This is a genomic window from Roseovarius indicus, from assembly GCF_008728195.1.
GTDB lineage: Bacteria > Pseudomonadota > Alphaproteobacteria > Rhodobacterales > Rhodobacteraceae > Roseovarius > Roseovarius indicus.
In genome coordinates this window covers 87,150-112,028 of record NZ_CP031598.1, presented here as the reverse complement: position 1 = coordinate 112,028, position 24,879 = coordinate 87,150, and the positions used below count along the sequence as shown (strand labels likewise).

Genomic DNA, 24,879 nt, shown 5'->3' with positions numbered 1-24,879 from the left:
CCCGCAAGGGCCGGCGAGCGGCGCCATTCAGGCGTAGTTGCCCTTGACCCGCTCCTTGGTCGGATCGAAGTGGGGATAAGGCACGACCTTCGCCTTCAGGCGCTTCTGCTGGCCGTCAAGCTGGCCCACCTCGATCTCGGTGCCGTGTTCGGCATGGGTCACATCGACCCGAGCCAGCGCGATCACCTTGCCGAGGATCGGCGATTTCAGCGCGCTCGTCACCTCGCCCACCTGCGCCTTGCCGATGCGCAGGCAGTCGCCGGGCGAGGGCACCAGCCCCGCCTCGATTTCCAGCCCCACCATCTTGCGCTGCGGGTGCGCCTTGCGTTCCTCCAGCGCGGCGCGGCCGATGAAATCGTCGTTCTTCGACTTGAGCGGTACGGTGAAACCGATCCCGGCCTCGAACGGGTCAGTCTGGTCGTCGAACTCGGACCCGGCAAAGATCAGCCCCGCCTCGATCCGCACCATGTCGAGCGCGGCAAGGCCGAGGGGCGTCAGCCCATGCGGCTCTCCCGCCTTCCAGATCGTGTCGAACACCTCCTCGGCATCCTTCGGGTGGCAGAAGATCTCGTAACCCAGTTCGCCGGAATAGCCAGCCCGCCCCAACACGATCGACGTGCCGTCGAAATCATGCAGGCGCGCCGGGGTGAAGCGGAACATGCCCAGCTCCTCCACCGTCGGCTTGTCTGGCGCAGTCCAGAGAATGTCTTTCAGGATATCGCGCGATTTCGGCCCCTGCACCGCCACGTTGTGCAACTGGTCGGTGGAACTGCGCACCCACGCGTTCAGCCCCAGCTTCACCGCCTGTTCGCGAATCCACAAACCGGACGTGTCATTCCCGCCGACCCAGCGGAAATTGTTCTCGCCCAGCCGGAACAACGTGCCGTCGTCGATCATCCCGCCGTGGTCATAGCAGATGGCGGTATAGACCAGCTGCCCCACCGCCAGCTTCTTGACGTTGCGGGTCACGCAATACTGCATCAGCTCTTCGGCGTCGGGCCCCGTGACCTCGTACTTGCGCAGCGGCGAGAGGTCCATGATCGCGGCCTTCTCGCGGCAGGCCCAGTATTCGGCAACCGGCCCGTGGTTGGTAAAGCTGTTGGGCAACCAGTAGCCGTTATATTCGACGAAATCGCGCGTGTGGCGGGCAAAGCAGGCGTGAAAGCCGGTTTCCTTGGTCTGTTCCAATTCTGACTCCGCAGATTTCCGGTAGCCGACGGAGCGGCTGAAGGTTTCCGATGCGCCGTAGGTGCGCACCTGGATGTCGGTGGGGTTCCACCCGTTGGCCTGGTCCACGTCACAGGGGCAGGCCGTCGAGACGCAGACGAGATCTGTCAGCGCCTTCAGCAGCACGTAGTCGCCGGGGCGCGACCACGGGTCATCCATGCCGATGGCGTTGGTCTCGTCGAGCATGGTGTTGAAGAAGAAGTTGATCGCGGGCCAGCCGGCGCGCGGGCGGACATTGTATTGCGCGAGGTCCTTGTTGATGTTGTCGGAACAGTTGACATGACCGGGATAGCCCAGCTCTTCGTAATACCGCGCCGTACAGGCCAGACCGAACGTGTCGTGGCGGCCACAGGTGTCCTGCACGATCTCGACCAGCGGCTGCTGATCGACATTCCAGTATTTCGAAAAGATGCCGGGGCTCGGATAGACAAGCCCCATCAGCGTGCGCGTCGTGGTCGGGTCGATTTCCCGCTCGATCCCCTTGTCGAGGTCGCGCAGCGCAAAGGCCTGGAAGTCGGAGCATTCCCGCCCCTGCACGTCGAGCACCTGGATGTATTCGCCCTTCTTCACCTCGTAGCTGATGGCATTGCCCGGCTGGATGTTGATGTCGTGCAGCGGGTCGGCCAGCGGGTCGGGCGGGGCCATGCCGCCCTTGCCCTCGCCCGGGTTGGCGCGACGGATATAGAGGATCAGTTCGGTCGGCGGCTCCTGCGTTTCCGGCGCCATCGGCCCGCCCGGGGCCGCAACGATCAATAGGCCGTCGCATTCCGCATGGAAGGTCGCCATGTCGCCGGAATGCGAGCCGTCGGTGAAGACGCGGATCGCCTGCCCCTTGCCGAGGTCGAAGCCCGCCTTGTCGAGCGCCTTCGCCACCTTGGCCCCCGAGCGCGAGCCATTGGCCAGCACCGAGATCACGCCATCGGGGCGGCCATGGCTCGCCGCGCCCAGCATGGCGGCGTCGGAGGTGCCGTCGGGCTTGAAGAAAACAAGCTCGCCAAATTGCAGGCCCTCGCGGTCGAGCAGCGAGATCTCGTCGCCCGCGTAAACCGGCACGGCACGCGAGCCACCGCCGGGCACGGGGTGCCGTTCGGTCCCGTGCGGCAATAGCGGCAGGCCGGGCGTGATGACGCCGGCCCGTTCATACGGGGTTTCGAAAACCGGGGTCACGTTCATCAGGTCTCCTCCAATTCCTCCTGAGTCAGGTCATCGACGACGCCGCGGTGGGTGACCACCAGCCGGCAGCCGGAATGCGAGACCGAATAATGCGCCGATCCGCCCGACAGCGAGACGAAATCGCCTGCCCTGTACATGTGGCCGTCGCAATCTTCCAGATCCCCTTCGACCACATAGAACTCCTCCGGTCCGTTGTGGCGATGGGGGTTGCAGCGGGTGCCGGGCGCCATGATCATCAGGTAGCTCCCTTGCCCCGCGGTCTCGTCATAGGAGATGTTCTTCCACCAGACATCTTCATCCGGCAGACCCGGCATCGGCATCTTCACGAAGCCGGGGCTGTCGAAATTGATGACGTTGCGGTGGTCTTCGAGTGTGCCCATCAGCCCAGTCCCAATGCTTGCTTGCGTTTCGCCGCCCAGCGCGACAGCGCCATGTCAAAGGTCAACGCCATCAGCGAGACATTGATCCCGAGAACGAAGTTCTTGCCCAGGTCGGTGCCCGCCAGCGTGCGCTGAAGCTCCTGGCCCAGGTCCTGCGTGCCGATGAAGGCGGCAATGATCACCATGAAGAAGGCGAACATGATCGCCTGGTTGAAGCCCACCGCCATCGTCGGCATCGCCAGCGGCAGTTGCACGCTCAGCAGCTTCTGTCGCCGCGTGGCGCCTGACATGTCGGCGGCCTCGGTCATCTCCGCCGGCACGCCGCGCAGGCCTTCGATCGTGTAGCGCGTCAGCGGCACCATGGTGAAGATCACGATCGACAGAACCACCGTCACGTCCGACACGCCGAACAGCATGATGGCGGGCAAAAGGTAGATGAAGCTGGGGAAGGTCTGGGCCGTGTCGCAGATGATCAGCATCCGCTTCGACCACTTGGCCGAACGCGCCGCGACGATGCCCAGCGGAATGCCGATGAACATCGACAGGATCACCGCCGAAATCACCGAGTAAAGCGTGATGACCGACCTGTCCCACCAGCCGGTGAAGGCGATGATGGTGAAGAAGACGGCGGCATAGATCGCCGGCCGCTTGCCGCCCACGCCCCAGGCGAAGGCCACCATCAGCAGGATAAAGGCCGAGGTCGGGATCCACAAAAGCGCATTGCGGAAGGGGATCAGCACCCAGACATTGAGCACATAACGGATGCCCCCGGTGATCGCCTGGATCACGTCGATATCGAGGAAGCCCTTGATCAACTGGTCCATCTCGCGCCCGATCGAAAGCGACTGGCGGCGGCCCACTTCGTCGAAATAATCGACGAATTGCGCCAGGACGTAGAAACCCACGAAAACCACGACCGACAGCACAACGTACTTGTGCCGGATATACCATGGCGTGCCCCGCTCGTGGTGTTCGGGCAGCTTGACGACCCACGCTTTCGACAACTGGTCGAGCATGATGGCGACCAGAACGATGGTGATCCCGATCTCGAACGACCGGCCCAGCTTGAAGCTGTTCATCATCGCCAGAAGCTTGCCCCCCAGGCCGGGCATGCCGATGAAGGCGGTCAGAACCACCATGGCAAGGCAAAGCATGATCACCTGGTTCACGCCGACGAGGATCTCGGTGCGGGCCGAGGGAATGAAGACGCGCGTCAGCATCTGCCAACGCGTGCTTCCGGCCATCTTGCCGGCCTCGACGATCTCGGGCGGCACCTTCTTCAGGCCGATCGTCGTCATCAGGATCATCGGCGGGGTGGCATAGATCGTGGTGGCGATTGCGCCCGCCGTCGGCCCCACCTTGAAGAAGATCACCGCCGGCAGAAGGTAGGTGTAGAAGGGCAGCGTCTGCATCACCGCCAGAAGCGGCTTGATCGCGGTGTCGAAGGCTTGCCACTTCCACGCGGCGATGCCCATGACGAGGCCAATCAGAAACCCCAGCGGCGCCGCGACGGCCAGCACCGACAGGGTCTGCATGGTGATCTCCCACTGCCCCATCATGGCTGTCCAAAGGAACGTCCCGCCCGCCAGCAGCGCCATGCGCCAGCCGCCGAGGTAATAGCCGATCACCGTCGCCACGGCCGCGATCGACGACCACGGCAGCGGGTCCGACATGTAGGGCCAGCGATACTTGCCCTCCAACAGGTTGGCGGTCACGCCCAGCATGAACTCCAGCGGCCCCTCGGCGAACCAACGGGTCATCTGGTTGATGTGCAGCGTGTCGATCACGATGACGTTGAAGAAATAATCGAGCCATTCCGCCAGCGGCGGTATCCACGCTTCAGGCAGGCGGATCAGGAAGTCCGGCAACACCGGCTTTGCCAGGCACAAGACCAGCGCCGCGCCCAGCAGGATCTGCAGAACCCGATCCTGCGTGGCAGCCTGGTTGCGGGCCGGGGTGCTGACGGCGAGGTCGGCCATATCACCCGTCCCCCAGCAGCACGTCGAGCGCCTTTCGCCGTTCCAGAACACCCATCAACGCACCGTCCTTGCCGGTCACGGGCAGGTAATCGCGCGTATCGTTCACCAGTTGCCGGGCCAGTTGCAGGATCGTCTGATCCCCCTGCACCGGGTCGCCCTCTGGCGCCCTGCCGTTCACCGGCCCGGCCAGAACGCCGGCATGCACCACGCGGGCCTTGTCGATATCCTCGGTAAATTTCCGCACGTATGGCGTCTGCGGGTTCAGCACGATCTGGTCGGGCGTGTCGCATTGCTCGATCGCGCCGTCCTTCATGATGGCGATGCGGTCGGCCAGGCGCAGCGCCTCGTCGAAATCGTGGGTGATGAAGACGATGGTCTTGCCCAGCATCCCCTGCAGGCGCAGGAATTCGTCCTGCATCTCGCGCCGGATCAGCGGGTCGAGCGCAGAGAAGGGTTCGTCGAGAAACCAGATATCGGGCTCGATGGCGAGGCTGCGGGCAATGCCCACCCGCTGTTGCTGGCCGCCGGACAGCTCACGCGGGAAATAATCTTCCCGCCCCTCAAGCCCCACTAGCTTGACGACCTCCAGCGCACGTTCGCGCCGCGCGTGCTTGTCCTGCCCGCGCATTTCCAGCGGGAAGGCCACGTTTTCCAGAACGGTACGGTGCGGCAAAAGCCCGAAAGACTGGAACACCATACCCATCTTCGAACGCCGCAGCTCGATCAGGTCATTCTCCGAGAGGGCCATGATATCCTGCCCCTCCACCTCGATCGTGCCGCCGGTGATGTCGTGCAACCGCGAGAAGCACCGCACGAGGGTCGACTTGCCCGAGCCCGAAAGGCCCATGATGACAAGCATCTCGCCCTTGCCGACGTCGACGGAGACATCCTTGACCCCGGCGATATAACCATCGGCGCGGATCTCGTCATAGCTGCGGCCCGCCGGCATCGACTTGAGATAGCCTTTCGGATCGGGCCCGAAGATCTTCCAGGCATTGCGGCAGGAGATGACGGGGGTATCGCTGGTCATGTTCGGTTTTTCCCTGGCTGGCGCATGCCAAGCTTACGGCATGTCCGCGAAGTGACCAAATCGCCCGATATGCATGAAAGCCGGGCGATCTGAGCGATGAAAATGTCCCTGCCCGGCACGAAGGCCGGGCAGGTGTCGAACATGCGGATCAGCTTTCGCCTTCCGGCATCCAGGCTTTCCAGACGTCCTCGTTCTCTTCCAGCCAGATTTCGGCCGCCACTTCCGGCTCGTACTCGTCGATGTCGACCAGCTTGGCCATTTCGGCGATCTGCGCATTGGTGAACGAGACCTTGGTCAGCACCTCGTAGGCGTTCGGCCACTTGTCCTTCATCCCGTCCCACGCGGCCTTTTTCAGGTAACCGTCGGCGGGATTGCCGCAATCATACAGCGCGTCGGGGTTCGGGCCCTTGGCCGGGTCGGTGTCGCAGCCGTCTTCCCATTCGGGGAATTCGACGAATTCACCGGGCCACACGGCTTCGGCGAAGTTGGGCGTCCAGTTGAAGACCAGAACCGGCGTCTTGTCCGATTCGGCAGCCCCGATATGCGCCCAAAGCGCGGCGGCAGAGCCCGCGTTCTTCACGACGTAATTCAGGTCAAGCGCCTCGGCCCGCTCCTTGCCGTGCTTGAGCCAGTCGACCGGCCCGTCGAGGAACATGCCCTTGTCGCCTGTCTCGGCCGTCGCAAAAATCTCGGCACAATCGTTGAGCGCTTCCCACGACGGCAGGCCGGGGCAGGCATCCTTGGTCCACATCGGGTACCACCAGTCTTCGCGGGTCACAGCGTCATGGTCGCCCGCGTCGTGCAACCCGCCCTTTTCCAGCGCCGTGCGGAACGAGGCCCCGAACGCGCCTTCCCAGACTTCCAACTCAAGCGCCACATCGCCCAGGCGAACCGATTCGTAGACCGCCTGGCTGTCGGTGGTCACGTATTCGACGTTGTTGCCCATCATCTCGTACATCTGGCCGACGACGTTCGACATCACGATCTGGCTCGACCAGTTGTGGATCGGGATGACGATCGGCTCCGAGCTGTCCTCGGCCGCGAAAGCGGCGGTTGCCGTGGCAAGGCCCAGCGCGGCCGCCGACACCATATATGTCAGTTTCATGTTTACTCCCCATTGCGTTTCGAGCGCCCGGTTTGTCCGGGTCACTTCTTTCAGCAGGGTCAGTATCGCTTAACGTGGGGGGAACTCTGATTCTAAATTGGTTGTGGTTGGCCCCAAAAAAAGTTTGGCAAAACACGAGTCACCCCTATACCTTTTCTGCAAGTGCATTGACGATCTGCCTGACAGGGAGGCACGACAATAATGCTGGAAAACAGGGCTGCATTACCCCGGCTCGACTATCTGCTGACCTTCGAAGCGGCCGCGGAGCTCGAGAGCTTTGCCGCAGCTGCGAAAGAGTTGAACGTCAGTGAAACCGCCGTCAGCCGCAAGATCCGTCTGCTCGAGCATCATTTCAACTGCGCCCTCTTCGTGCGCGGCCACCGGTCGGTGCGCCTGACCGATCACGGGCGCAAGCTTCTCAACGGCATCGTACCCGCGCTCAAGACGCTGGAGCGCGCGTCGGAAAACATGCTGAGCGAACGCCAGCGCAGCACGGTGCGGATGGCGGCCACCAATTCCGTCTCCTCCCTCTGGCTGATGCCGCGCCTGCGCAAGTTTCACCAGTCGAACGCCAACATCACCATCAGCCTCGTGTCGTCGGATCTCGACAGCGAATGCCTGGCCGAGCATTTCGACCTGACCATCCTGCGCGGCGATGGCGACTGGAAAGGCTACACCGCCGAAAAGCTGTTCGGCGAAACGGTGTTTCCGGTCTGCGCGCCGGGCTACCTGCTCTGCGAGCCCCGTGTCGAGGCGGTCGAACACCTGCCGGCACAATCGCTGATCGAGGTCACGAACAACCACACCGAATGGCTGAACTGGAAGACATGGCTCGGCCGGCAGGGCGTCGACCCGGCCAGCGTGCGCCTGTCGACCTTCGTGAACACCTATCCGCTGGCGATACAGGCGGCGGTCGACGGGCTGGGCATCGCGCTGGGCTGGGGCCATCTTGTCGACCGGCACCTGCAGGCCGGCACCCTCGTCAAGCCGCTGGGCGACAAGCATGTGCGCACCGAGTCGGGCTATTACCTGCTCCGGCGGAACGGCGCCAAGGCCCATGCAGAAAGCGACGTCGTCGCACAATGGCTGCTGAGTGAAAGCGCCGCGCGCACCCGCTACGCCAACAACGTACCGTAACCCATCAACCGCCCGCGCGGATCAATTCGTCGACATGCGCCGCCCCGCTCCGCGACAGGCCGCCAAGGTCATATCCGCCTTCGAGCACGGAAACGACGCGCCCGTCGGCATGCCGGTCGGCGATGGCGCACAGTTTCTGGGTGATCCAGGCAAAATCGTCCTCGACAAGGCTCAGGTTCGCCAGCGGGTCGGCCTTGTGCGCGTCGAACCCGGCCGAGATGATCACCAGCTCCGGCTTGAATTCCTCCAACCGCGGGAAAACCTGCCCCTCGTAGGCATAACGGAACCCCTCCCCCACCGTTCCGGGGGCCAGCGGCACGTTGATGATATTGTCGTGCGCGCCGCGCTCGTCCGGGGCGCCGGTGCCGGGCCAGAGCGGCATCTGGTGCGACGACACGAACAGCGTGCGCGCCTCGGACCACAGCAAATCCTGCGTCCCGTTCCCGTGGTGCACGTCGAAATCGACGATGGCGACCCGCGACAGCCCCTTCCGGTCAAGCGCGTGCTTTGCGGCGATGGCGACATTGCCGAAGAGGCAGAAGCCCATCGGCGTTTCGGTCTCCGCATGGTGCCCCGGCGGGCGCGTGGCGACGAACGCGTTCTGCGCCTCGGCCGCAAGCACCATGTCGACGGCCCTGATCGCCCCGCCCACGGCCCGCATCGCGGCCTTGTACGAGCCCGGCGACATATGTGTATCGGCATCGAGCGAGACCGTACCCTCCGCCGGCTCCGACCCGCGCACCCAGTCGACATAGGATTTCGGGTGAACCAGACAGACATCCTCCTCGCTCGCCTCCGGCGCCTCGATCCGGGTCAGGGCCTTGCCCTCCAGAGCCGGCAACAGATGCTCCAGCCGCGCAACGCGCTCGGGGTGGCCCGGGGGCGTGACATGGTGGCTGCAATCGTCATGGGTCACTAGAAGCGTAGTCATCGTACTCTCCGTCTGTCGCGGGTGCCGAGCCTACGCCAGATGCCGCCCATGTCCAGTGCAGACTTGCCGGGTGCCGCATCCCATGTAAATCTTCCGTCATGGATGAGGAAATAAACGCCCTCGAGGACGCGCAGAAAATCGCCCTCGGCGTGTGGGAGCAGCTATACACCTTCGGCCTGAACCTGCTCCGGCCGTGGAACGCCTACCAGGTGGGCATCATCGTCGCCCTGGCGGTGGTCGCGCATATCCTTGCCCGGCTTTTCGGGCCGCGCCTGCACAACTGGATGCGCACGCGCGAAGGCTGGCCGAAATGGCGGATGCGCTTCCTGGTGCTCATTCACCGGCGGCTGCGGCTGATCTTCTTCGTCCTGCTAAGCTGGCCCGCCGTCTGGATCATGCGCGAGATGACATGGCCCAGCCGGTCGTACCTGCTGGCCATCGTGGCACAACTGGCGCTGGCCTGGCTGATCATCGCCATCGTCACGCGGCTGATCGCCAATGGCTTCGTGCGTTCGGTCGTGCGCTATGTCGGCTGGACATGGGTGACCCTCTCCATCCTCGACCTGACGGACGAGGCGCAATCGCTCCTGGAAAGCGCGGCGATCGAGATCGGCGAGATGCGCCTCTCGGCCTGGATCGTGCTGCAGGCCATCGCGGTGATCATCCTGCTGATGTACGGCGCACGCTTCATCTCGGGCACCACCTCGGCCCGCATACGCAGCAACGCCGACATCTCACCCTCGATGCAGGTGCTGGCGATCAAGCTCCTGCAGGTCGTCCTCTACGGCGCGGCTTTCTTCATCGGGCTGAAGGCGGTCGGCGTCGACCTGACCGGCCTCGCGGTGCTCTCGGGCGCCATCGGCGTGGGCCTCGGCTTCGGCCTGCAAAAGGTGGTTTCAAACCTGGTCTCGGGGGTCATCCTGCTGCTCGACCGGTCGATCAAACCGGGCGACGTCATCAGCCTCGGCGAAACCTTCGGCTGGATCAACTCGCTGGGCGCCCGCTACGTCTCGATCACCACGCGGGACGGCAAGGAATACCTGATCCCGAACGAGGATCTCATCACCGGGCAGGTGGTGAACTGGTCCCACTCCAACGATTACGTGCGGCTCGATATCTATTTCGGCACCGCCTATGCCGACGATCCGCACGAGGTGCGGCGCATCGCCATCGAGGCCTCGCAGAAGGTCGAGCGGGTGCTCAGCTTCAAGAAGCCGGTCTGCCATATCGTCGGCTTCGGCGACAGCTCGGTCGACTATATCCTGCGCTTCTGGATCTCCGACCCCACGGGCGGACTGACCAACATCCGCGGCAACGTCTACCTGGCGCTCTGGGACGCGTTCAAGGAGAATGGCATCTCCATCCCCTTCCCGCAGCGCGAGGTTCGGTTGCTAGAATACAATTCCGATTCGGCATAACTGAGGATATTTCTGTGGATAACCTGTTGAAAAAGAATCACATACTCGTTCAAACGTCAGACGGCGCCACAAAAGCTTGATCAATATGTTGCCAAGCCCACAATATTTGGTAACCTGTGCGTACCGAAGGGGCCAAATACAGGCAAGACTCATTAGATGTTTGCTTACCTCCGCAACGATAGACTTGCAGTCCTGGAGTTCGAGGAGCATATTCGTCTAGTGGCGGAGCTGCTTGGCTTCGTTTCAGTGACTAAATCGATGAGCCAGATTCTAACTCTCAGGTTGAAAATGAAATGTTAGGATTTCCAGATAAACTTGGAAGGCTCGGAGATCGGACCTCGGGCACGTGTGGTAGCGAGCCCGAGGTCACTCAATTTAACAGGACAAGAAAACCCCGGGGACCGAAGCCCCCGAGGTTCCGTTGCGCCGCGTATTAGGCGAGCAACTTGGCGATATCTGCTTCCAAAAGGAGCCATCCAAAGTGCAGCATAATGTCTGCACATAGGACCACTGCCAAGTGGAAAACAAACGCAACTACGAGCTTCATTCGCTTTCCTTTCATCGGTTCAGTGACGCCTCTGGCTTCCGCAAATGCGGGTGGTAGACCCGAGGCACGTGTAGTATCAGCGAAATAATGTTGCTTTGCAAAAGAAACGTGGTGTTGGCAGTCACTCACTCTGGCTGCCAATTATCGCCCAGACTTGAAGAAATGGTCGCAAGTCGATGATCACATAAGGAAGTTGCTTTTGCCATCATGGGGATTTTTCCAATCTGGACATTGAAGTTTTCATGAGCGCTATGAAAAACGGCGGCGTTCTTTTATCGAAAGGTCCGGGGTGGCGCAAAAGCGCCACGCCGATTTCGCCGCATCCGTGATTCATTGAAATGTCACCTTCCGCTTGCTACGTTTACACCATGCCCGGCACCGGGGCTTTGGTCGGTGTGCAATGAAGGAGGACAATGTCCTGTCTTTTACGGCTGACGCGGCAATGGCCGCTGACCCTGCGGCGCAAGGCATGCCCGCAATGACCGCAACGAGCGAAGCACAGCTTGAGCGTGTCCTTTCCTCACTCGAAGAAGACAAGGCCGAAGATATCGTGAAGATCGACCTTCGCGGCAAAACCGCGATTGGCGACTACATGATCATCTGTTCCGGCCGGTCGAGCCGCCAGGTCTCGTCGATCTCGGAAAAACTGGCCGAGCGCCTGAAGACCGAGCTTGGCGTCGCCAGCAAGATCGAGGGCAAGGAGACCGGAGACTGGGTGCTGATCGACACGGGCGACGTGATCGTCCATGTCTTCCGCCCGGAAGTGCGCGAGTTCTACCAGCTGGAAAAAATGTGGCTGCCCACCCATCAGGCCGCCGCGACACCAAGCTGAATGCGCGTTCATATCTGCGCCGTGGGCCGGCTGCGTTCCGGCCCCGAGCGCGATTTGCTCGATGATTACCTGACCCGGTTCGACCGGACGGGCCGGCCGCTGGGCCTTGGCCCCGCCACCGTCACCGAAGTCGAAGACCGCAAGGGCGGCGGCATGGCCGCCGAAGCGGGCCTGCTCGACCGTGCGATTCCCAAGGGCGCCGTCACCATCGCGCTCGACGAGCGCGGCAAACTCCTGACATCCCCGGATTTCGCCGACCTTCTCGGCCGCTGGCGCGACGAGGGGCGCGGCGATGCGGCCTTCGTCATCGGCGGGGCCGACGGCATCGACGCCTCGTTGCGACAGAAGGCCGATTTCAAGCTGTCCTTCGGAAAGATGGTCTGGCCCCACATGCTGGTGCGCGTCATGCTCTCCGAACAGCTCTACCGCGCCGCCTCGATCCTCGCCGGAACCCCCTATCACCGGGAGTAGGCCATGTCCGGCGCCGAAATCCGCGGCATATCCCCGCCTGTTACCGCAAACCAGTTTCCCCTCTCCCGCGATGGCGCTAGAAGGCGCCCAGACAGGCAGGAGAGACCATGAGCGTACCCAAACCCGTTGTGCTGTGCATCCTCGATGGATGGGGGCTGTCCGACCGGACCGAGGCCAACGCACCCGTGCTGGCCGACACCCCGAATTTCGACCGGCTGATGGCCACTTGCCCCAACTCCACGCTGATAACCCACGGCCCCGACGTCGGCCTGCCCGAAGGGCAGATGGGCAATTCGGAAGTCGGCCACATGAATATCGGTGCCGGCCGCGTGGTCGAGATGGACCTGCGCCGCATCGATCAGGCAATCGAAACCGGCGCCTTTGCTACCCTGCCCGGCGTGCTGCGCTTCGTCGACAAGATGAAGGCCTCGGGCGGCACCGCGCATATCCTCGGCGTCCTCTCCGACGGTGGCGTGCATTCGCATATCACCCACATGATCGCCGCCGCCAACGCGCTGACCGATCAGGGCATTCCCGTCGCCATCCACGCCTTCACCGACGGGCGCGACGTGGCGCCGGTCTCGGCCAAATCCTATCTCGAGGCGCTGCGCCGCTCGCTGCCCAAGGGGGCCTATATCGCCACCGTTTCGGGCCGCTATTACGCGATGGACCGCGACAACCGCTGGGAACGCGTGCAACTGGCCTACGAGGCGCTGGCACAGGGCAAGGGCTACACAGCAGAAACCGCGGCCGAGGGCATCGCCAACGCCTATGACAAGGGCCGCACCGACGAGTTCATCAAGCCCCGCGTGCTGGGCGACTACGCAGGCATGACAGACGGCGACGGCATCCTCTGCCTCAACTTCCGCGCCGACCGCGCACGCGAGATCCTCGCCGCCTTTGCCGACCCCGATTTCGACAGTTTCGACACCGGCAAACGGCCCGACTTCGCCATCGTCAGCGGCTTTACCGAGTATTCCCGCCGCCACTCCACCTACATGGATTGCATCTTCCCCGACGAGCGCCCCGAAAATACGCTGAGCGAATGGGTCGCCAAGCAGGGCCTCACGCAGTTCCACGCCGCCGAGACCGAGAAATACCCCCATGTCACCTTCTTCCTGAACGGCGGCAAGGAAACCCCCGAAGACGGGGAAGAGCGCTACATGGCCCCCTCCCCCAAGGTGGCCACCTACGACCTTCAGCCCGAAATGTCGGCGGCCGAGGTGACAGATCACTTCGTCCAAGCCATCGAACAGGGCTTCGACCTGATCGTGGTGAACTACGCCAACCCCGACATGGTGGGCCATACCGGCGACCTCTCCGCCGCCATCGCCGCCTGCGAGGCGGTGGATCAGGGGCTGGGCCGGGTGCTCGACGCGCTTGACAAGGCCGGCGGCGCGATGATCGTGACAGCAGACCACGGCAATTGCGAAACCATGATCGACCCCAAGACCGGCAAACCCCATACCGCCCACACCCTGAACCCGGTGCCCGTCATCCTGACCGGCGGGCCCGAGGGCGCGACCCTGCACGCCGGCCGACTGGCCGACCTTGCGCCGACCCTCCTTGACCTGATGGGCCTGTCCAAACCCGAGGAAATGACCGGGGAGAGCCTGCTTTCATGAGGCTGGCGGCCGCGCTCATAGCCGTTTTCCTGACCGGCGCCGCCACGGCGCAGGACACGCCCGAGCCGGCCGAAGCCGCCCGCGCCGCCGCCACCCGCCTGTCGGAGGCCGGCACGCTGCTCGACGAGGCCGATGGCGCCCGCAACCGCGTGCGCGCCCTGACCGAGGCGATCCGCGCCTACGAGGACGGGCTCGAAGCCATGCGCGAGGGGCTCCGCCGCGCCGCCATCCGTGAAGAGGTGCTCTCGCGCGACCTGCAAGCCCGCGAGGGCGAAATCGCCCAATTGCTGGGCGTTCTGCAGGGCATCGGTGCCTCGCCAGCCCCGGTGCAGCTTGTTCATCCCTCCGGCCCGGTCGGCACGGCCCGCTCCGGCATGATCCTGGCCGAGGTGGCCCCGGCGCTCAACCAGCGCGCCAGCGCTCTCCGCAAGGATCTGCAGGAGGTCAGCGTGCTGCGCGCCCTTCAGGAAAGCGCGGCGGGCAAGCTCCAGGAAGGGCTCTCCGGCGCCCAGGCCGCCCGCACCGCCCTCAGCCAGGCCATCGCCGACCGCACCGACCTGCCCAAACGCTTCACCGAGGACCCGGTGCAGACCGCTCTTCTGGTGGCCTCGACCGAAACGCTCGAAGGGTTCGCCAGCGGCCTCAGCCAGATCGCGGTGAACGAGGCCCCCGGAAGCCTGCCGGGTATCTCCGACCGCAAGGGCGAACTGCCGCTGCCGGTCAAGGGTACCATCCTGCGCCGCGCGGGCGAGGCCGACGCCGCCGGCATCACACGCCCCGGCATCGTGATGGCCACCCGGCCGCGCGCATTGGTGACCACCCCCGCCCCTGCCACGGTGCGCTATCGCGGCTCGTTGCTGGATTACGGGAATGTGATCATTCTCGAGCCACAGGCAGGCATTTTACTTGTGATTGCTGGGCTTGATGTGGTCTATGGGAAGACAGGCGAGGTGCTGCCAGGCGGCAGCCCGGTCGGCCTTATGGGCGGCCCGGATACCGGCGCTGATGATCTTCTGACCCGCGAGGGCAGCGGCACGGGTGCCGGACAGACGGAAACGCTTTATGTAGAGGTCAGGCAGGACAACACGCCGGTAGATCCAGAAGCGTGGTTCAAGACAGACAGAGGATGACGAACCCATGAAGAAATTCCTGATGGCTGCGCTGGCCGGAACGCTGGCCAGCGTGGTCGTGACAACCCAGGTCGCCGCGCCCCTGCTGGCGCAGGAGGCCGCCAAGACGACGAATGTCTATGAACAGCTCGACCTGTTCGGCGACATCTTCGAACGTATCCGTTCCCAATATGTCGAAGAGGTCGACGAGGGCGAGCTGATCGAGGCCGCCATCAACGGCATGCTGACCTCGCTCGACCCGCATTCCAGCTACCTCTCGCCCGACGACGCCGCCGACATGCGCGTGCAGACCCGTGGCGAGTTCGGCGGCCTCGGCATCGAGGTGACCCAGGAAGAGGGCTTCGTGAAGGTCGTCTCGCCGATCGACGGCACCCCGGCTGATAATGCCGGCGTCGAGGCGGGCGATTTCATCACCCATGTCGACGGCGAAAGCGTCCTCGGCCTGACCCTCGACGAGGCGGTCGACATGATGCGCGGCCCGGTCGGCTCGGAAATCGTCATCACCGTGGTGCGCGAAGGCGAGGCCGAACCCTTCGACCTGTCGATCATCCGCGACACGATCAAGCTGACCGCCGTCCGCGCCCGGACCGAGCGCAACACCGTGGTCCTGCGCGTGACGACCTTCAACGACCAGACCTTCAAGAACCTCGAAAGCGGGTTCAACGAACAGGTCGAGGAAGCCGGCGGCATGGACAAGGTCTCGGGCATCGTGCTCGACTTGCGCAACAACCCGGGCGGCCTTCTGACCCAGGCGATCAAGGTCTCCGACGCGTTCCTCGACAAGGGCGAGATCGTCAGCACCCGGGGCCGCAACCCCGAGGATGGCGAGCGTTTCAACGCCACCGCCGGCGACCTGGCCGAAGGTCTGCCGATGGTGGTCCTGATCAACGGCGGCTCGGCCAGCGCATCGGAAATCGTTGCCGGCGCCCTCAAGGATCACCGCCGCGCCATCGTGGTCGGCACCAAGAGCTTCGGCAAGGGCTCGGTCCAGACGGTCATGCCGCTGCGCGGTGACGGCGCGATGCGCCTCACGACAGCCCGCTACTACACGCCGTCGGGCCGTTCGATCCAGGCGCTCGGCGTGTCGCCCGACATCGTCGTCGCCCAGCCCCGCCGCCCCGCCGCCAGCGAAGAGGACGACGAGGAGGAATCGACCACCCCGCGCTCGCGCTCTGAAGCCGATCTGCGCGGCCGGCTGGACAATGACAGCCTCTCCGAAGACGAGATCCGCCAGATCGAGGAAGAGCAGGAGCGCGCCGAAGAGGCCGCCAAGCTGCGCGACGAGGATTACCAGCTGGCCTACGCCATCGACATCCTCAAGGGTCTCACGGCGCTCACCGGCAAAGAGTGATCCGGATCACAGTCAACGAAAAGGCCGCGGCATCGCCCGCGGCCTTTTCCTTTGGGGCTTCCGAAACCCCGGTACGTTTGCTAGTCGGGCGGTGACCGGCCAACGGCCACCTCCCAGCGACACCATCCTAGATCGGGGCCTTCCCATGACAGCCAGCAAACGCATCGTCCTTTCCAGCGACCACGCCGCCATCGCGCTTCGCCAGGCGATCGCCGAGCACATCACCGCCGCCGGATGGGAAGCCGTCGATATCGGGCCGATGACCCCCGAAAGCACCCATTACCCCAAGCACGGGCAGGCCGCCGCCGAAAAGGTCGCCTCGGGCGATTGCGCGCTCGGTATCATCCTCTGCGGCACAGGTCAGGGCATCATGATGGCCGCCAACAAGGTGAAGGGCATCCGCTGCGGTGTCTGCTCCGACACGTTCTCCGCCCGGATGATCCGCCAGCACAACGACGCCAACATCCTGTCGCTGGGCGCGCGGGTCGTGGGCGAGGGGCTGGCGCTCGACATCGTCGATGCCTTCCTCGAGGCCGAGTTCGAAGGCGGCCGCCACGCCACCCGGGTCGACATGATCGAGGCGGTCGAGGAGGCGTAAGCCTCTAGCCGTACCGCGCCACGAAGTTCCGCAGGATCATCTCCGGCGCGAATACCTCGGCCGCACGGCACATGCAGATCAGCTCATCCGCCGTCTCGGGCGGAAAATACCCCTTGTTGCGATAGATGCGGATACGGGTCTCGAACCCGTCCGCATCGGCCTCGGGGTGGAATTGCGTGGCATAGACATGCGCGCCATGCCGGACCATCTGGAACGGGCAGGCCTCCGACCTGACCAGATGCACGCACCCCTGCGGCAGCGCCTGCAATGCCTCCTTGTGGCCCACGAACGCATCGAACGCCGTCGGCACACCATCCAGCAGTGGGTCGTCCTTCCCCTCCGCCGTCACCTCGCAGGCCGAGGTGCCAACCGGCTCCGAATGCGCCCGCTTGCTGACATCGCCGGCCAGGTGCTTGCCCAGAATACCGATCCCATAGCAGCAGCCGAGAAAGGGAAAGTCGCGCTCTGTGATCTCCGGCATCAGCGACAGCACCTGCGCCTCGATCCGGGCCTCGACCTGCGATTTCTCCTCCGGCGCGTCACTCACACAGCCGGGGCCGCCGCCCACAATCACGCCAGACAACGCGTCAAGCCGCAGATCGCCCGGCAGATCCTCCTGATCCAGCCGGATGCGCCGCACCTGCCCCTCCTCCAGCCCGCCCTTGCGCAGGATCGCCGCGAATTCATCGTCGGCGGCCTCGGTTTCGGGGCGCAGTTGCAGCACGAGGAAGGGCTTGGGCATGAGGTGGAATATCCCGCTTGTGACTGCCATCCTGACTCGCCCCTTTCCCGGCTTCCGTCAAGGCGCCATGCTTGACCCTGCCGGGCAAAGGTCTACCCTGCGCCCGATTTGAGGCCCGCGAGAGGACGCGCCATGACACACAGCCAGCACCGCCTCCGCGATCAAGAGGCCGCGGCGCCCGCGACCGCGCGACTCGGCTGATCCGGCCATGGGAGGGGCGCGCAAACTGGGGTCATACCTGAGCCCGGCCCCAGCGGGCACGGGCGAGCACGAGGCAGACCTGCCCTCGCGTCCCGAGGGCGAGGTCGTCTGGTGCCACGCCACCACCCGCACCCATGCCGACGTGGCGCTACATCTTGCCGACCGGCTGGCCAACGCCCGGCCCGACATCCACGTTCTGTTGACCGGCGCCCCCGATATCCTCCCGCAGGAGCCGGCGAGCGTCTATATCCACCCCACCCCTGCCGACACCTCCGCTGCGGCCCAGGCGTTCGTCTCTCACTGGCGCCCCGATCTCTGCGTCTGGACAGCCGGTGACCTGAAACCCGCCATCCTGAGCGCCGCCCACCGCACCGGCATGCCGCTCTACCTCGTCGACGCCGACGAAGCCCGGCTCACCCAGCCCGGCTGGCGCCTTCTGCCCAGCTCCAGCCGCACCGCCCTACGCCGCTTCGCCTTCATCATGGCCCGCACGCAGGGCACCGAAACCTTCCTCCGCCGCCGCGTCGGCCTGCGCGACACCACGATCCGCGTCACCGGCGCCCTGCGCGAGGAATCGAAGCCCCTGCCCTATAACGAAAGCGACCACGAAGAGCTGACCGGCCTCTTGCGCGGCCGCCCGATCTGGCTGGCGGCGCGCCTGCATGTGGATGAACTCTCCACCGTGCTCGAAGCGAACGAGGCGGTGATCGGCATGTCGCACCGTGTCCTTCTGGTCATCGCCCCCGCCGACCCCGACGACACAGCCCCCTATCACGAGGCGCTCAAGGCCAGCGGCATGCGCTACATCACCTGGTCGGAAGGGTCCCTTCCGGATGAAACGACCCAGGTGATCCTTGCCGACACCCGCGGCGAGCTCGGCCTCTGGTACCGGATTTCCCCGATCTGCTTCATGGGCAGTTCGCTCATCGCCGGCGCCCATGGCAGCGACCCGAACGAACCGGCGGCACACGGCTCGGCCATCCTATACGGGCCCAATATCCGCACCTATCTCGCCGCCTATTCCCGCTTCGCCGAGGCCGGCGCGGCCCGCATCGTCCGCGATGTCCACACGCTCGCCGAGGCCGTACAGCGCGTCATCCCGCCCGACCAGTCGGCCGCCATGGCCCACGCCGCGTGGGACGTCGCCACCCAAAGCGCCGCGGTGATGGATCAGCTCGTCGACGCCATCCTCACCGCGCTCGACGAACGGACGGTCACCTGATGCGCGCGCCGCCCTTCTGGGACAATCCCCCAACGAAGCCCGGTGCGATGGCGCGGCTGCTGTCGCCCCTGGGCGCCCTCTACGCCCGCGCCACCGCCCGGCGGCTGGCGCGCGGGCAAGGCGTGAAGCCCGGCGTGCCGGTCATCTGCGTCGGCAATCTCAACGCCGGCGGCACGGGCAAGACCCCAACCGTGATCGCTCTGGTCCAACGGCTGCAGGAGAAGGGTCTCACCCCCGCCGTCGTCTCCCGTGGCTATGGTGGCACCCTGACCGGCCCGGTCGAGGTCGACCCGAAGACCCACGGTTATGCAGAAGTGGGCGACGAACCCCTGCTAATCGCCGCCTTCACCCGCGTCTGGATCGGCCGCGACCGGGCGGCTGCCGCCCAGGCCGCCGTCAAGGCCGGGGCCGATGTGATCGTAATGGATGACGGGTTCCAAAACCCCTCCGTGGCGAAAGATCTCTCGCTCGTCGTGGTCGACGCTGCCAAGGGCTTCGGCAACGGGCTTTGCATTCCCGCCGGCCCCCTGCGCGAGCCCGTAGCGGCCGGCCTCTCCCGCGCCGACCTGCTGCTCAGCATCGGGCCCGAACCCGCGCAGGAAACCTTTCAAAAAGACTGGGGTCAGGCGATCACCAAACCTAGGCTCACCGGCCACCTCGCCCCGCTGCAAACCGGCATGGACTGGTCCGACACCCGCTTCCTCGCCTTCGCCGGCATAGGCCACCCCGAGAAATTCTTCGCCACCCTCCGCTCGCTCGGCGCCGAACTCTCCCGCGCCGAGGCGCTGGAGGATCACCAGCCGCTGACGCAGGCCCTGATGACACGGCTGGAAGCCGAGGCGAAACTGCTGAACGCCCAGCTTGTCACCACCGAGAAAGACGCCGTTCGCCTGCCACAAGCCTTCCGCCAGAAGGTGCTGACCCTGCCGGTTAGACTCGAAATAGAGGATTGGTCGGCCTTCGATCAGGCGTTGGATAAGCTGTTGTAGGGTGGGTGAAACCCACCACCCCACATATTACCCATCCTCGCCCAGCTTCGGCGACGCCCGGTTCAGCGCGAGGTCGGCATCGGAGAACCTGAAGGGCCCGCGCACCCCCGGCACGCCGTCGAAATCCACCTGCATCCCCCGCGCCTTCACCTGCGGGTCGTCGAACACTTCCGACAGGTCGTTGATCGGCCCGGCGGGAATGCCATCGGCTTCGCAGGCCGCCAGCAGACCGGCCTTGGAAAACGTCACCGTCCGCGCCGTCAGCGCTGCGATCAACGCCTCCCGATTCGCCACCCGGTCGGCGTTCCTCAGATACTCCGGCGCCTCCGCCAGGTCATCACAGCCCAGCACCCGGCACAGCCGCTGGTATTGCGCATCATTGCCCGTGGCGATGATGATATAGCCGTCGGCACAGTCGAACACCTGGTAGGGTGCAAGGTTGGGGTGATAATTCCCCGTCCGTCCCGGCGGCGTGCCGGTCGAGAGATAGTTCATCGCCTGGTTCGCCGTCGCCGCCACGGCGCAATCGAGCAGCGCCATGTCGATATGCTGCCCCCGCCCGGTACGCTCGCGCTGATGCAGCGCGGCAAGGATACCGGCCACGGAATAGAGCCCGGTGAACAGGTCCGTCACCGCCACGCCCGCACGCTGCGGCTGGCCCTCGGGCTCGCCGGTGATCGACATCAGCCCCGACATGCCCTGGATGATGTAGTCATACCCGGCCCGGTGCGCATACGGCCCATCCTGCCCGAACCCGGTGATCGAGCAATAGATCAGCCCGGGGTTCAGCTCCGACAGGCTGGCATAATCCAGGCCGTACTTGGCCAGACCACCCACCTTGAAATTCTCGATCAGGATATCCGCATCCGCCACCAGCTCCCGCACCCGGGCCTGCCCCGCCTCGGTGCGGAAATCGACGGCCACGCTGGCCTTGCCCCGGTTGCAGGAATGGAAATAGGCCGCCGTCCGGTCGCCCTCTCGCTCGATGAAGGGCGGGCCCCACGCGCGGGTATCGTCGCCCGCGGGGCTTTCCACCTTGATCACTTCGGCGCCCAGGTCGGCCAGCGTCTGCCCGGCCCACGGCCCGGCCAGGATGCGGGCCAGCTCGACAACCTTCAACCCGGCCAGCGGTGCCTGCTTCATTCGCCGAGCGCCTCGTCGAGAACCTCTTTCAGCTCGTCATAGGCCATGTTCGAGTGCTTCTCGCCGTTAATCACCAGCGTCGGCGTCGAGGTGATATCGTCTTCCTCGGCGTTCTCCTGGTACCAGGCGACCAACGTCTTGGCCTTCTGGTTGTCGGTCAGGCACGCCTCGAGCTGATCGTCGTCCAGCCCGGCAACCTTACCGATCTTGCGCAGCCGGTCGGCGATCGCGACCGGGTCCTGCCCGTTACCGATCCAGTCGCGCTGCTGGGTATAAAGCATGTCGGAAATGCCGAAGAACCGTTCCTGCCCGCCACAGCGCGCGACCATCGCGGCCCACAGGCCGTAGCGGTCGAAATAGACATCACGGTAGATGAAGTTGATCTTGTCGGTGTCGATGTAATCCGCCTTCAGCTCCTTGAACTGGTTCTGGTGGAAGTTGGCGCAATGCGGGCAGGTGAACGACGCGTATTCGATCAGCGTGACCTCGGCGTCGGGGTTGCCCATCGACATCTCGACAATGGTCGAGGTGTCGATCTCCTCCTCGGCGGCTTCTGCGCCTTCCTCGGTCTCGGCGTCGCTTTCCTGCGCGTTGACGGCGGCGAAAGGCAGCTCGGACTGCGCCGGCGTCGGGGCCGAGTTCAGCCACCAGGCCAGGCCGGCAACAAGAGCGAGGGCCAGGCCCCCGGAAACGATCATGCGGTTCATCGCGGAATTCCTTTGGTCAGGGTTTGCGTCTGGATAAAACGTTCCGGCCCAGGGCTTCAAGGGCCTGCCTCAGCCCCTCGTCATGGACCGGCGCGGCAATCTCGGCCGCGTGGCGCTCGGCCTCCGGGTCGGGCTTGGCGACCGGCTTGGCCTTCGGGCGCGTCTCGAATGCCACCTGCCCCTCGGCAAAGCCGGTGGGCGCGGTCTGGGTGATGCGGATGCGCGCGATGGCGTTATAGCCATAGGCCGCGTTCACCCGCTCGCGCAGGGTCTCCTTCTGCATTTCCAGCATCGGGGCCTGCGCGCCGGTGGTCAGAACAGACAGGGTTGCGCCGAACCCCTGCCGGCCATAACTGACCTCGACGGGGCGGGCGATGGCGGCAAGGTCTTCCCCCACGATCTCGGCCCAATGGGTCAGCACGCGGCTCACAGCAAAGCCGCGCGTCTCCGACGCCTTGCGGATCTGCGGGCCCAGCAGCGTCGCGCCGCGCTTGAAACCGAATGTTGTGCCCTTGTGGGCGGGCATGGCTGACCTCCCGGCGGTTCTGCCCTAACTTATGCGAAGTAACGGGCGATGACAGCCCCCGAGATGAGGGAGAGGCATAACAGATGCGTGACAGGCAGGTTCAGGACATCCTCGACTGGTACGACCGCCATGCGCGCGACCTGCCATGGCGCGTGGGGCCCTCGGCGCGGGCGGCGGGCGTGCGGCCCGACCCTTACCGCGTGTGGCTCTCCGAGGTGATGCTGCAACAGACCACTGTCGCGGCGGTAAAGGCCTATTTCGAACGCTTCACCACGCTCTGGCCCACGGTCACCGACCTCGCCCGCGCCGAGGATGGCATGGTGATGGGCGAATGGGCGGGCCTTGGCTACTACGCCCGCGCCCGCAACCTCCTGAAATGCGCCCGCGTGGTGGCCGATGAGCATGGCGGCCGCTTCCCCGAAACCCGCGAGGGGCTGCAGGCGTTGCCCGGCATCGGCCCCTATACCGCCGCCGCCATCTCCGCCATCGCCTTCGATGAGCCGGAAGTCGTGGTCGACGGCAATGTCGAGCGTGTGATGGCCCGCCTCTTCGACATCCGCACCCCCATGCCCGCCGCCAAACCCGAGATGAAAGCCGCCGCCGCCGAGATGACGCCAAACCACCGCCCCGGCTGCTATGCCCAGGCCGTGATGGACCTCGGCGCCACCATCTGCACGCCGCGAAGCCCCGCCTGCGGCATCTGCCCCTGGCGCGAGCCCTGCCTCGCCCGCACCGCCGGCATTCAGGCCGAGCTTCCCGTCAAGGCGCCCAAGAAAACCAAGCCCACCCGCTATGGCTACGCCTATGTCGCCCGCCGCGCCGATGGCGCCTGGCTGCTGGAACGCCGTCCCGATAGCGGCCTTTTGGGCGGCATGCTGGGCTGGCCCGGCAGCGACTGGAACGAAGACCCCCGCGCCGCCCCGCCGATAAAGGCCGACTGGCACCGCCTGACGGAAGAAGCCCGCCACACCTTCACCCATTTCCACCTGCGCCTGAAAATCGACGTGGCCAACCTGCCCCCCGATGCCGAGCCGGAACACGGCACCTTCATCCCCCGGCACGAGTTCCGCCCCGCTTCGTTACCCACCGTCATGAGAAAGGTTTTTGACTTGGCGCATGGAAGCTTCGAAAATGTCGGCTAAACCCGTCAGGGGCAAAACCGAGGAGAGCACGCCATGATCCCTGCCAACCAGGTGGCCAGACTGCAGAACGCGGTGCCGTTCTGGATGTCGCTCCTCCTCGTGCCGGTCGCCATCCTCGGCGCCGCCGTCGGCAGCTGGACGGTGATCCTCCTGCCCATCGTCACGTGGTATTTCTTCTCGATCCTCGACGCGATCCTCGGCCTGAACCTCGAAAACGCCGACCTCGAAGCCGGCGAGGACGACCTCACCTGGTACAAGCTCATCACCCTCGTCTGGCCGCCCATCCAGTTCTGCCTTCTCTTCGGGCTGATATGGTACGTTACCGGCCCGGGCGACGCGCATCTCTCGGCGCTGGAAACCATCGTGCTCTTCTTCGGCGTGGGCGTCATCACCGGCACCGTGGGCATCAACTACTCCCACGAGCTCATGCATCAGAAGGACCGCGGCGAACGCTTCCTCGGCGACGTGCTGCTCTCCATGGTGCTCTACTCCCATTTCCGCTCCGAGCACCTCCAGGTGCATCACCGCCATGTCGGCACGCCGCGCGACCCGGTGACGGCCCGCTACAACGAGGGGTTCCACCGCTTCTTCCCGCGCGTGCTGATCGGCTCGCTGAAATCCTCCTTCAAGGCCGAACAGGCCATGCTGGCGCGCAAGGGCCTGCCCTGGACAGAGCTCTCCAACCCGTTCTTTCGCTACTGGGCCCTGCAAGCCTTCATGCTGCTCCTCGCCATCCTCATCGGCGGCTGGGCCGGGCTCTTCCTCTTCCTCTGGCAGGCCTTCGTCGCGGTCTGGCAGCTCGAACTCGTCAACTATGTCGAACATTACGGCCTCACCCGCAAACACCTGGGCGAGGGCAAGTACGAACACGTCAAACCCCAGCACAGCTGGAACGCGGCGCACAAGGCCTCGAACTGGCTCCTCATCAACCTCCAGCGCCACTCCGACCACCACTACAAGCCCGACCGCCGCTTTCCGCTGCTGCAGAACTACGGCGTCGACGAGGCCCCCCAGCTGCCCTACGGCTACCCGATCATGACAATGGCGGCGATGGTCCCGCCGGTCTGGCGCCGGGTGATGAACCCCCGCGTCCGCCAGTGGCGCGACATGTACTATCCCGAAATCACCGACTGGCTGCCCTACAACAAGGCCCGCAACCCCATGCCTCGCGGCGCCTGATCTGGTCGCGGTCCGGCGGCCGTTCCGCGCCCCGCCCCGCATTTTCTTGGCCAAAATACCCTGGGGGAGTCGTTGAAACCCCTCGGGGTTTCAA

The 24,879-nt window shown here is 64.8% G+C and carries 22 protein-coding genes; 12 read left to right on the top strand and 10 right to left on the bottom strand.

The window, feature by feature from the left end:
• Positions 1 to 27 precede the first annotated feature (27 nt).
• The 5 genes from RIdsm_RS00540 to RIdsm_RS00520 form a co-directional block, all read right to left on the bottom strand.
• The gene (locus RIdsm_RS00540) at positions 28 to 2,400 is read right to left on the bottom strand and encodes a trimethylamine N-oxide demethylase (RefSeq protein WP_057817384.1); all 2,373 of its coding nucleotides are present in this window, start codon (positions 2,398 to 2,400) and stop codon (positions 28 to 30) included.
• On the bottom strand, positions 2,400 to 2,780 hold the full coding sequence (locus tag RIdsm_RS00535) for a cupin domain-containing protein (protein WP_057817386.1): 381 nt from the start codon (positions 2,778 to 2,780) through the stop codon (positions 2,400 to 2,402). Before RIdsm_RS00535 ends, RIdsm_RS00540 begins: the two co-directional genes overlap by 1 nt.
• Positions 2,780 to 4,759, bottom strand: coding sequence for an ABC transporter permease (locus RIdsm_RS00530; protein ID WP_057817388.1), 1,980 nt, complete (start codon positions 4,757 to 4,759; stop codon positions 2,780 to 2,782). Before RIdsm_RS00530 ends, RIdsm_RS00535 begins: the two co-directional genes overlap by 1 nt.
• A 1-nt stretch (position 4,760) precedes the next feature.
• Positions 4,761 to 5,789: a quaternary amine ABC transporter ATP-binding protein gene (locus tag RIdsm_RS00525; protein WP_057817390.1), complete on the bottom strand. Its 1,029-nt coding sequence runs from the start codon at positions 5,787 to 5,789 to the stop codon at positions 4,761 to 4,763.
• 148 nt (positions 5,790 to 5,937) lie between these two features.
• Positions 5,938 to 6,894 carry an ABC transporter substrate-binding protein gene (locus RIdsm_RS00520; RefSeq protein ID WP_057817393.1) on the bottom strand — a complete coding sequence of 319 codons (957 nt, stop codon included), beginning with the start codon at positions 6,892 to 6,894 and terminating at the stop codon, positions 5,938 to 5,940.
• A gap of 201 nt (positions 6,895 to 7,095) precedes the next feature.
• Here RIdsm_RS00520 and RIdsm_RS00515 point away from each other — a divergent pair, with 201 nt between their 5' ends.
• The gene (locus tag RIdsm_RS00515; RefSeq protein WP_057817395.1) at positions 7,096 to 8,031 is read left to right on the top strand and encodes a LysR substrate-binding domain-containing protein; all 936 of its coding nucleotides are present in this window, start codon (positions 7,096 to 7,098) and stop codon (positions 8,029 to 8,031) included.
• A gap of 4 nt (positions 8,032 to 8,035) precedes the next feature.
• Here the strand turns inward: RIdsm_RS00515 and RIdsm_RS00510 are convergent, their stop codons facing one another.
• Positions 8,036 to 8,962: a histone deacetylase family protein gene (locus RIdsm_RS00510; RefSeq protein WP_057817397.1), complete on the bottom strand. Its 927-nt coding sequence runs from the start codon at positions 8,960 to 8,962 to the stop codon at positions 8,036 to 8,038.
• 98 nt (positions 8,963 to 9,060) lie between these two features.
• Between RIdsm_RS00510 and RIdsm_RS00505 the strand changes: the two genes are divergently transcribed.
• The 7 genes from RIdsm_RS00505 (at position 9,061) to rpiB (ending at position 16,934) form a co-directional block, all read left to right on the top strand.
• Positions 9,061 to 10,380, top strand: a complete 1,320-nt coding sequence (locus RIdsm_RS00505) for a mechanosensitive ion channel family protein (protein ID WP_057817399.1) — start codon at positions 9,061 to 9,063, stop codon at positions 10,378 to 10,380.
• Positions 10,381 to 11,369: 989 nt separating this feature from the next.
• Positions 11,370 to 11,759 carry a ribosome silencing factor gene (gene rsfS / locus RIdsm_RS00500; RefSeq protein ID WP_082647429.1) on the top strand — a complete coding sequence of 130 codons (390 nt, stop codon included), beginning with the start codon at positions 11,370 to 11,372 and terminating at the stop codon, positions 11,757 to 11,759.
• Positions 11,760 to 12,230: a 23S rRNA (pseudouridine(1915)-N(3))-methyltransferase RlmH gene (gene rlmH / locus RIdsm_RS00495; RefSeq protein WP_057817401.1), complete on the top strand. Its 471-nt coding sequence runs from the start codon at positions 11,760 to 11,762 to the stop codon at positions 12,228 to 12,230.
• 107 nt (positions 12,231 to 12,337) lie between these two features.
• Positions 12,338 to 13,855, top strand: coding sequence for a 2,3-bisphosphoglycerate-independent phosphoglycerate mutase (gene gpmI, locus RIdsm_RS00490; RefSeq protein ID WP_057817403.1), 1,518 nt, complete (start codon positions 12,338 to 12,340; stop codon positions 13,853 to 13,855).
• A complete protein-coding gene (locus RIdsm_RS00485; RefSeq protein ID WP_057817405.1) occupies positions 13,852 to 14,985 on the top strand; it encodes a murein hydrolase activator EnvC family protein in 1,134 nt (377 codons plus the stop codon). Before gpmI ends, RIdsm_RS00485 begins: the two co-directional genes overlap by 4 nt.
• Positions 14,986 to 14,992: 7 nt before the next feature.
• Positions 14,993 to 16,336, top strand: a complete 1,344-nt coding sequence (locus RIdsm_RS00480) for a S41 family peptidase (RefSeq protein WP_057817408.1) — start codon at positions 14,993 to 14,995, stop codon at positions 16,334 to 16,336.
• Between the two features lie 145 nt (positions 16,337 to 16,481).
• Positions 16,482 to 16,934 (top strand): ribose 5-phosphate isomerase B, encoded by a 453-nt coding sequence (rpiB, locus tag RIdsm_RS00475; protein ID WP_057817409.1) that lies wholly within the window; start codon positions 16,482 to 16,484, stop codon positions 16,932 to 16,934.
• A 4-nt stretch (positions 16,935 to 16,938) separates the two neighbouring features.
• On the opposite strand, the gene RIdsm_RS00470 is transcribed toward rpiB, so the two are convergent.
• Positions 16,939 to 17,706, bottom strand: coding sequence for a glutamine amidotransferase (locus tag RIdsm_RS00470; protein ID WP_236553341.1), 768 nt, complete (start codon positions 17,704 to 17,706; stop codon positions 16,939 to 16,941).
• 178 nt (positions 17,707 to 17,884) lie between these two features.
• Between RIdsm_RS00470 and RIdsm_RS00465 the strand changes: the two genes are divergently transcribed.
• Entirely contained in the window at positions 17,885 to 19,099 is a 1,215-nt protein-coding gene (locus RIdsm_RS00465; RefSeq protein WP_057817411.1) for a 3-deoxy-D-manno-octulosonic acid transferase, read from the top strand.
• The gene (gene lpxK / locus RIdsm_RS00460; protein ID WP_057817413.1) at positions 19,099 to 20,088 is read left to right on the top strand and encodes a tetraacyldisaccharide 4'-kinase; all 990 of its coding nucleotides are present in this window, start codon (positions 19,099 to 19,101) and stop codon (positions 20,086 to 20,088) included. The genes RIdsm_RS00465 and lpxK overlap by 1 nt, the downstream gene beginning before the upstream one ends.
• Before the next feature lie 27 nt (positions 20,089 to 20,115).
• On the opposite strand, the gene RIdsm_RS00455 is transcribed toward lpxK, so the two are convergent.
• Genes RIdsm_RS00455 through RIdsm_RS00445 form a run of 3 tightly spaced genes read right to left on the bottom strand, consistent with a single transcriptional unit; the run spans position 20,116 to position 22,464 of the window.
• Positions 20,116 to 21,231 carry a CaiB/BaiF CoA transferase family protein gene (locus RIdsm_RS00455; protein WP_057817415.1) on the bottom strand — a complete coding sequence of 372 codons (1,116 nt, stop codon included), beginning with the start codon at positions 21,229 to 21,231 and terminating at the stop codon, positions 20,116 to 20,118.
• Positions 21,228 to 21,938 carry a DsbA family protein gene (locus RIdsm_RS00450; protein WP_057817417.1) on the bottom strand — a complete coding sequence of 237 codons (711 nt, stop codon included), beginning with the start codon at positions 21,936 to 21,938 and terminating at the stop codon, positions 21,228 to 21,230. Before RIdsm_RS00450 ends, RIdsm_RS00455 begins: the two co-directional genes overlap by 4 nt.
• A 16-nt stretch (positions 21,939 to 21,954) precedes the next feature.
• Entirely contained in the window at positions 21,955 to 22,464 is a 510-nt protein-coding gene (locus RIdsm_RS00445; protein WP_057817419.1) for a DUF721 domain-containing protein, read from the bottom strand.
• Between the two features lie 83 nt (positions 22,465 to 22,547).
• Here RIdsm_RS00445 and mutY point away from each other — a divergent pair, with 83 nt between their 5' ends.
• Both mutY and RIdsm_RS00435 read left to right on the top strand, forming a co-directional pair.
• Complete coding sequence (gene mutY / locus RIdsm_RS00440; RefSeq protein ID WP_057817421.1) at positions 22,548 to 23,606, top strand: A/G-specific adenine glycosylase; 1,059 nt, start codon at positions 22,548 to 22,550, stop codon at positions 23,604 to 23,606.
• Between the two features lie 33 nt (positions 23,607 to 23,639).
• Positions 23,640 to 24,785, top strand: coding sequence for an alkane 1-monooxygenase (locus tag RIdsm_RS00435; RefSeq protein ID WP_057817423.1), 1,146 nt, complete (start codon positions 23,640 to 23,642; stop codon positions 24,783 to 24,785).
• Positions 24,786 to 24,879: the final 94 nt, after the last annotated feature.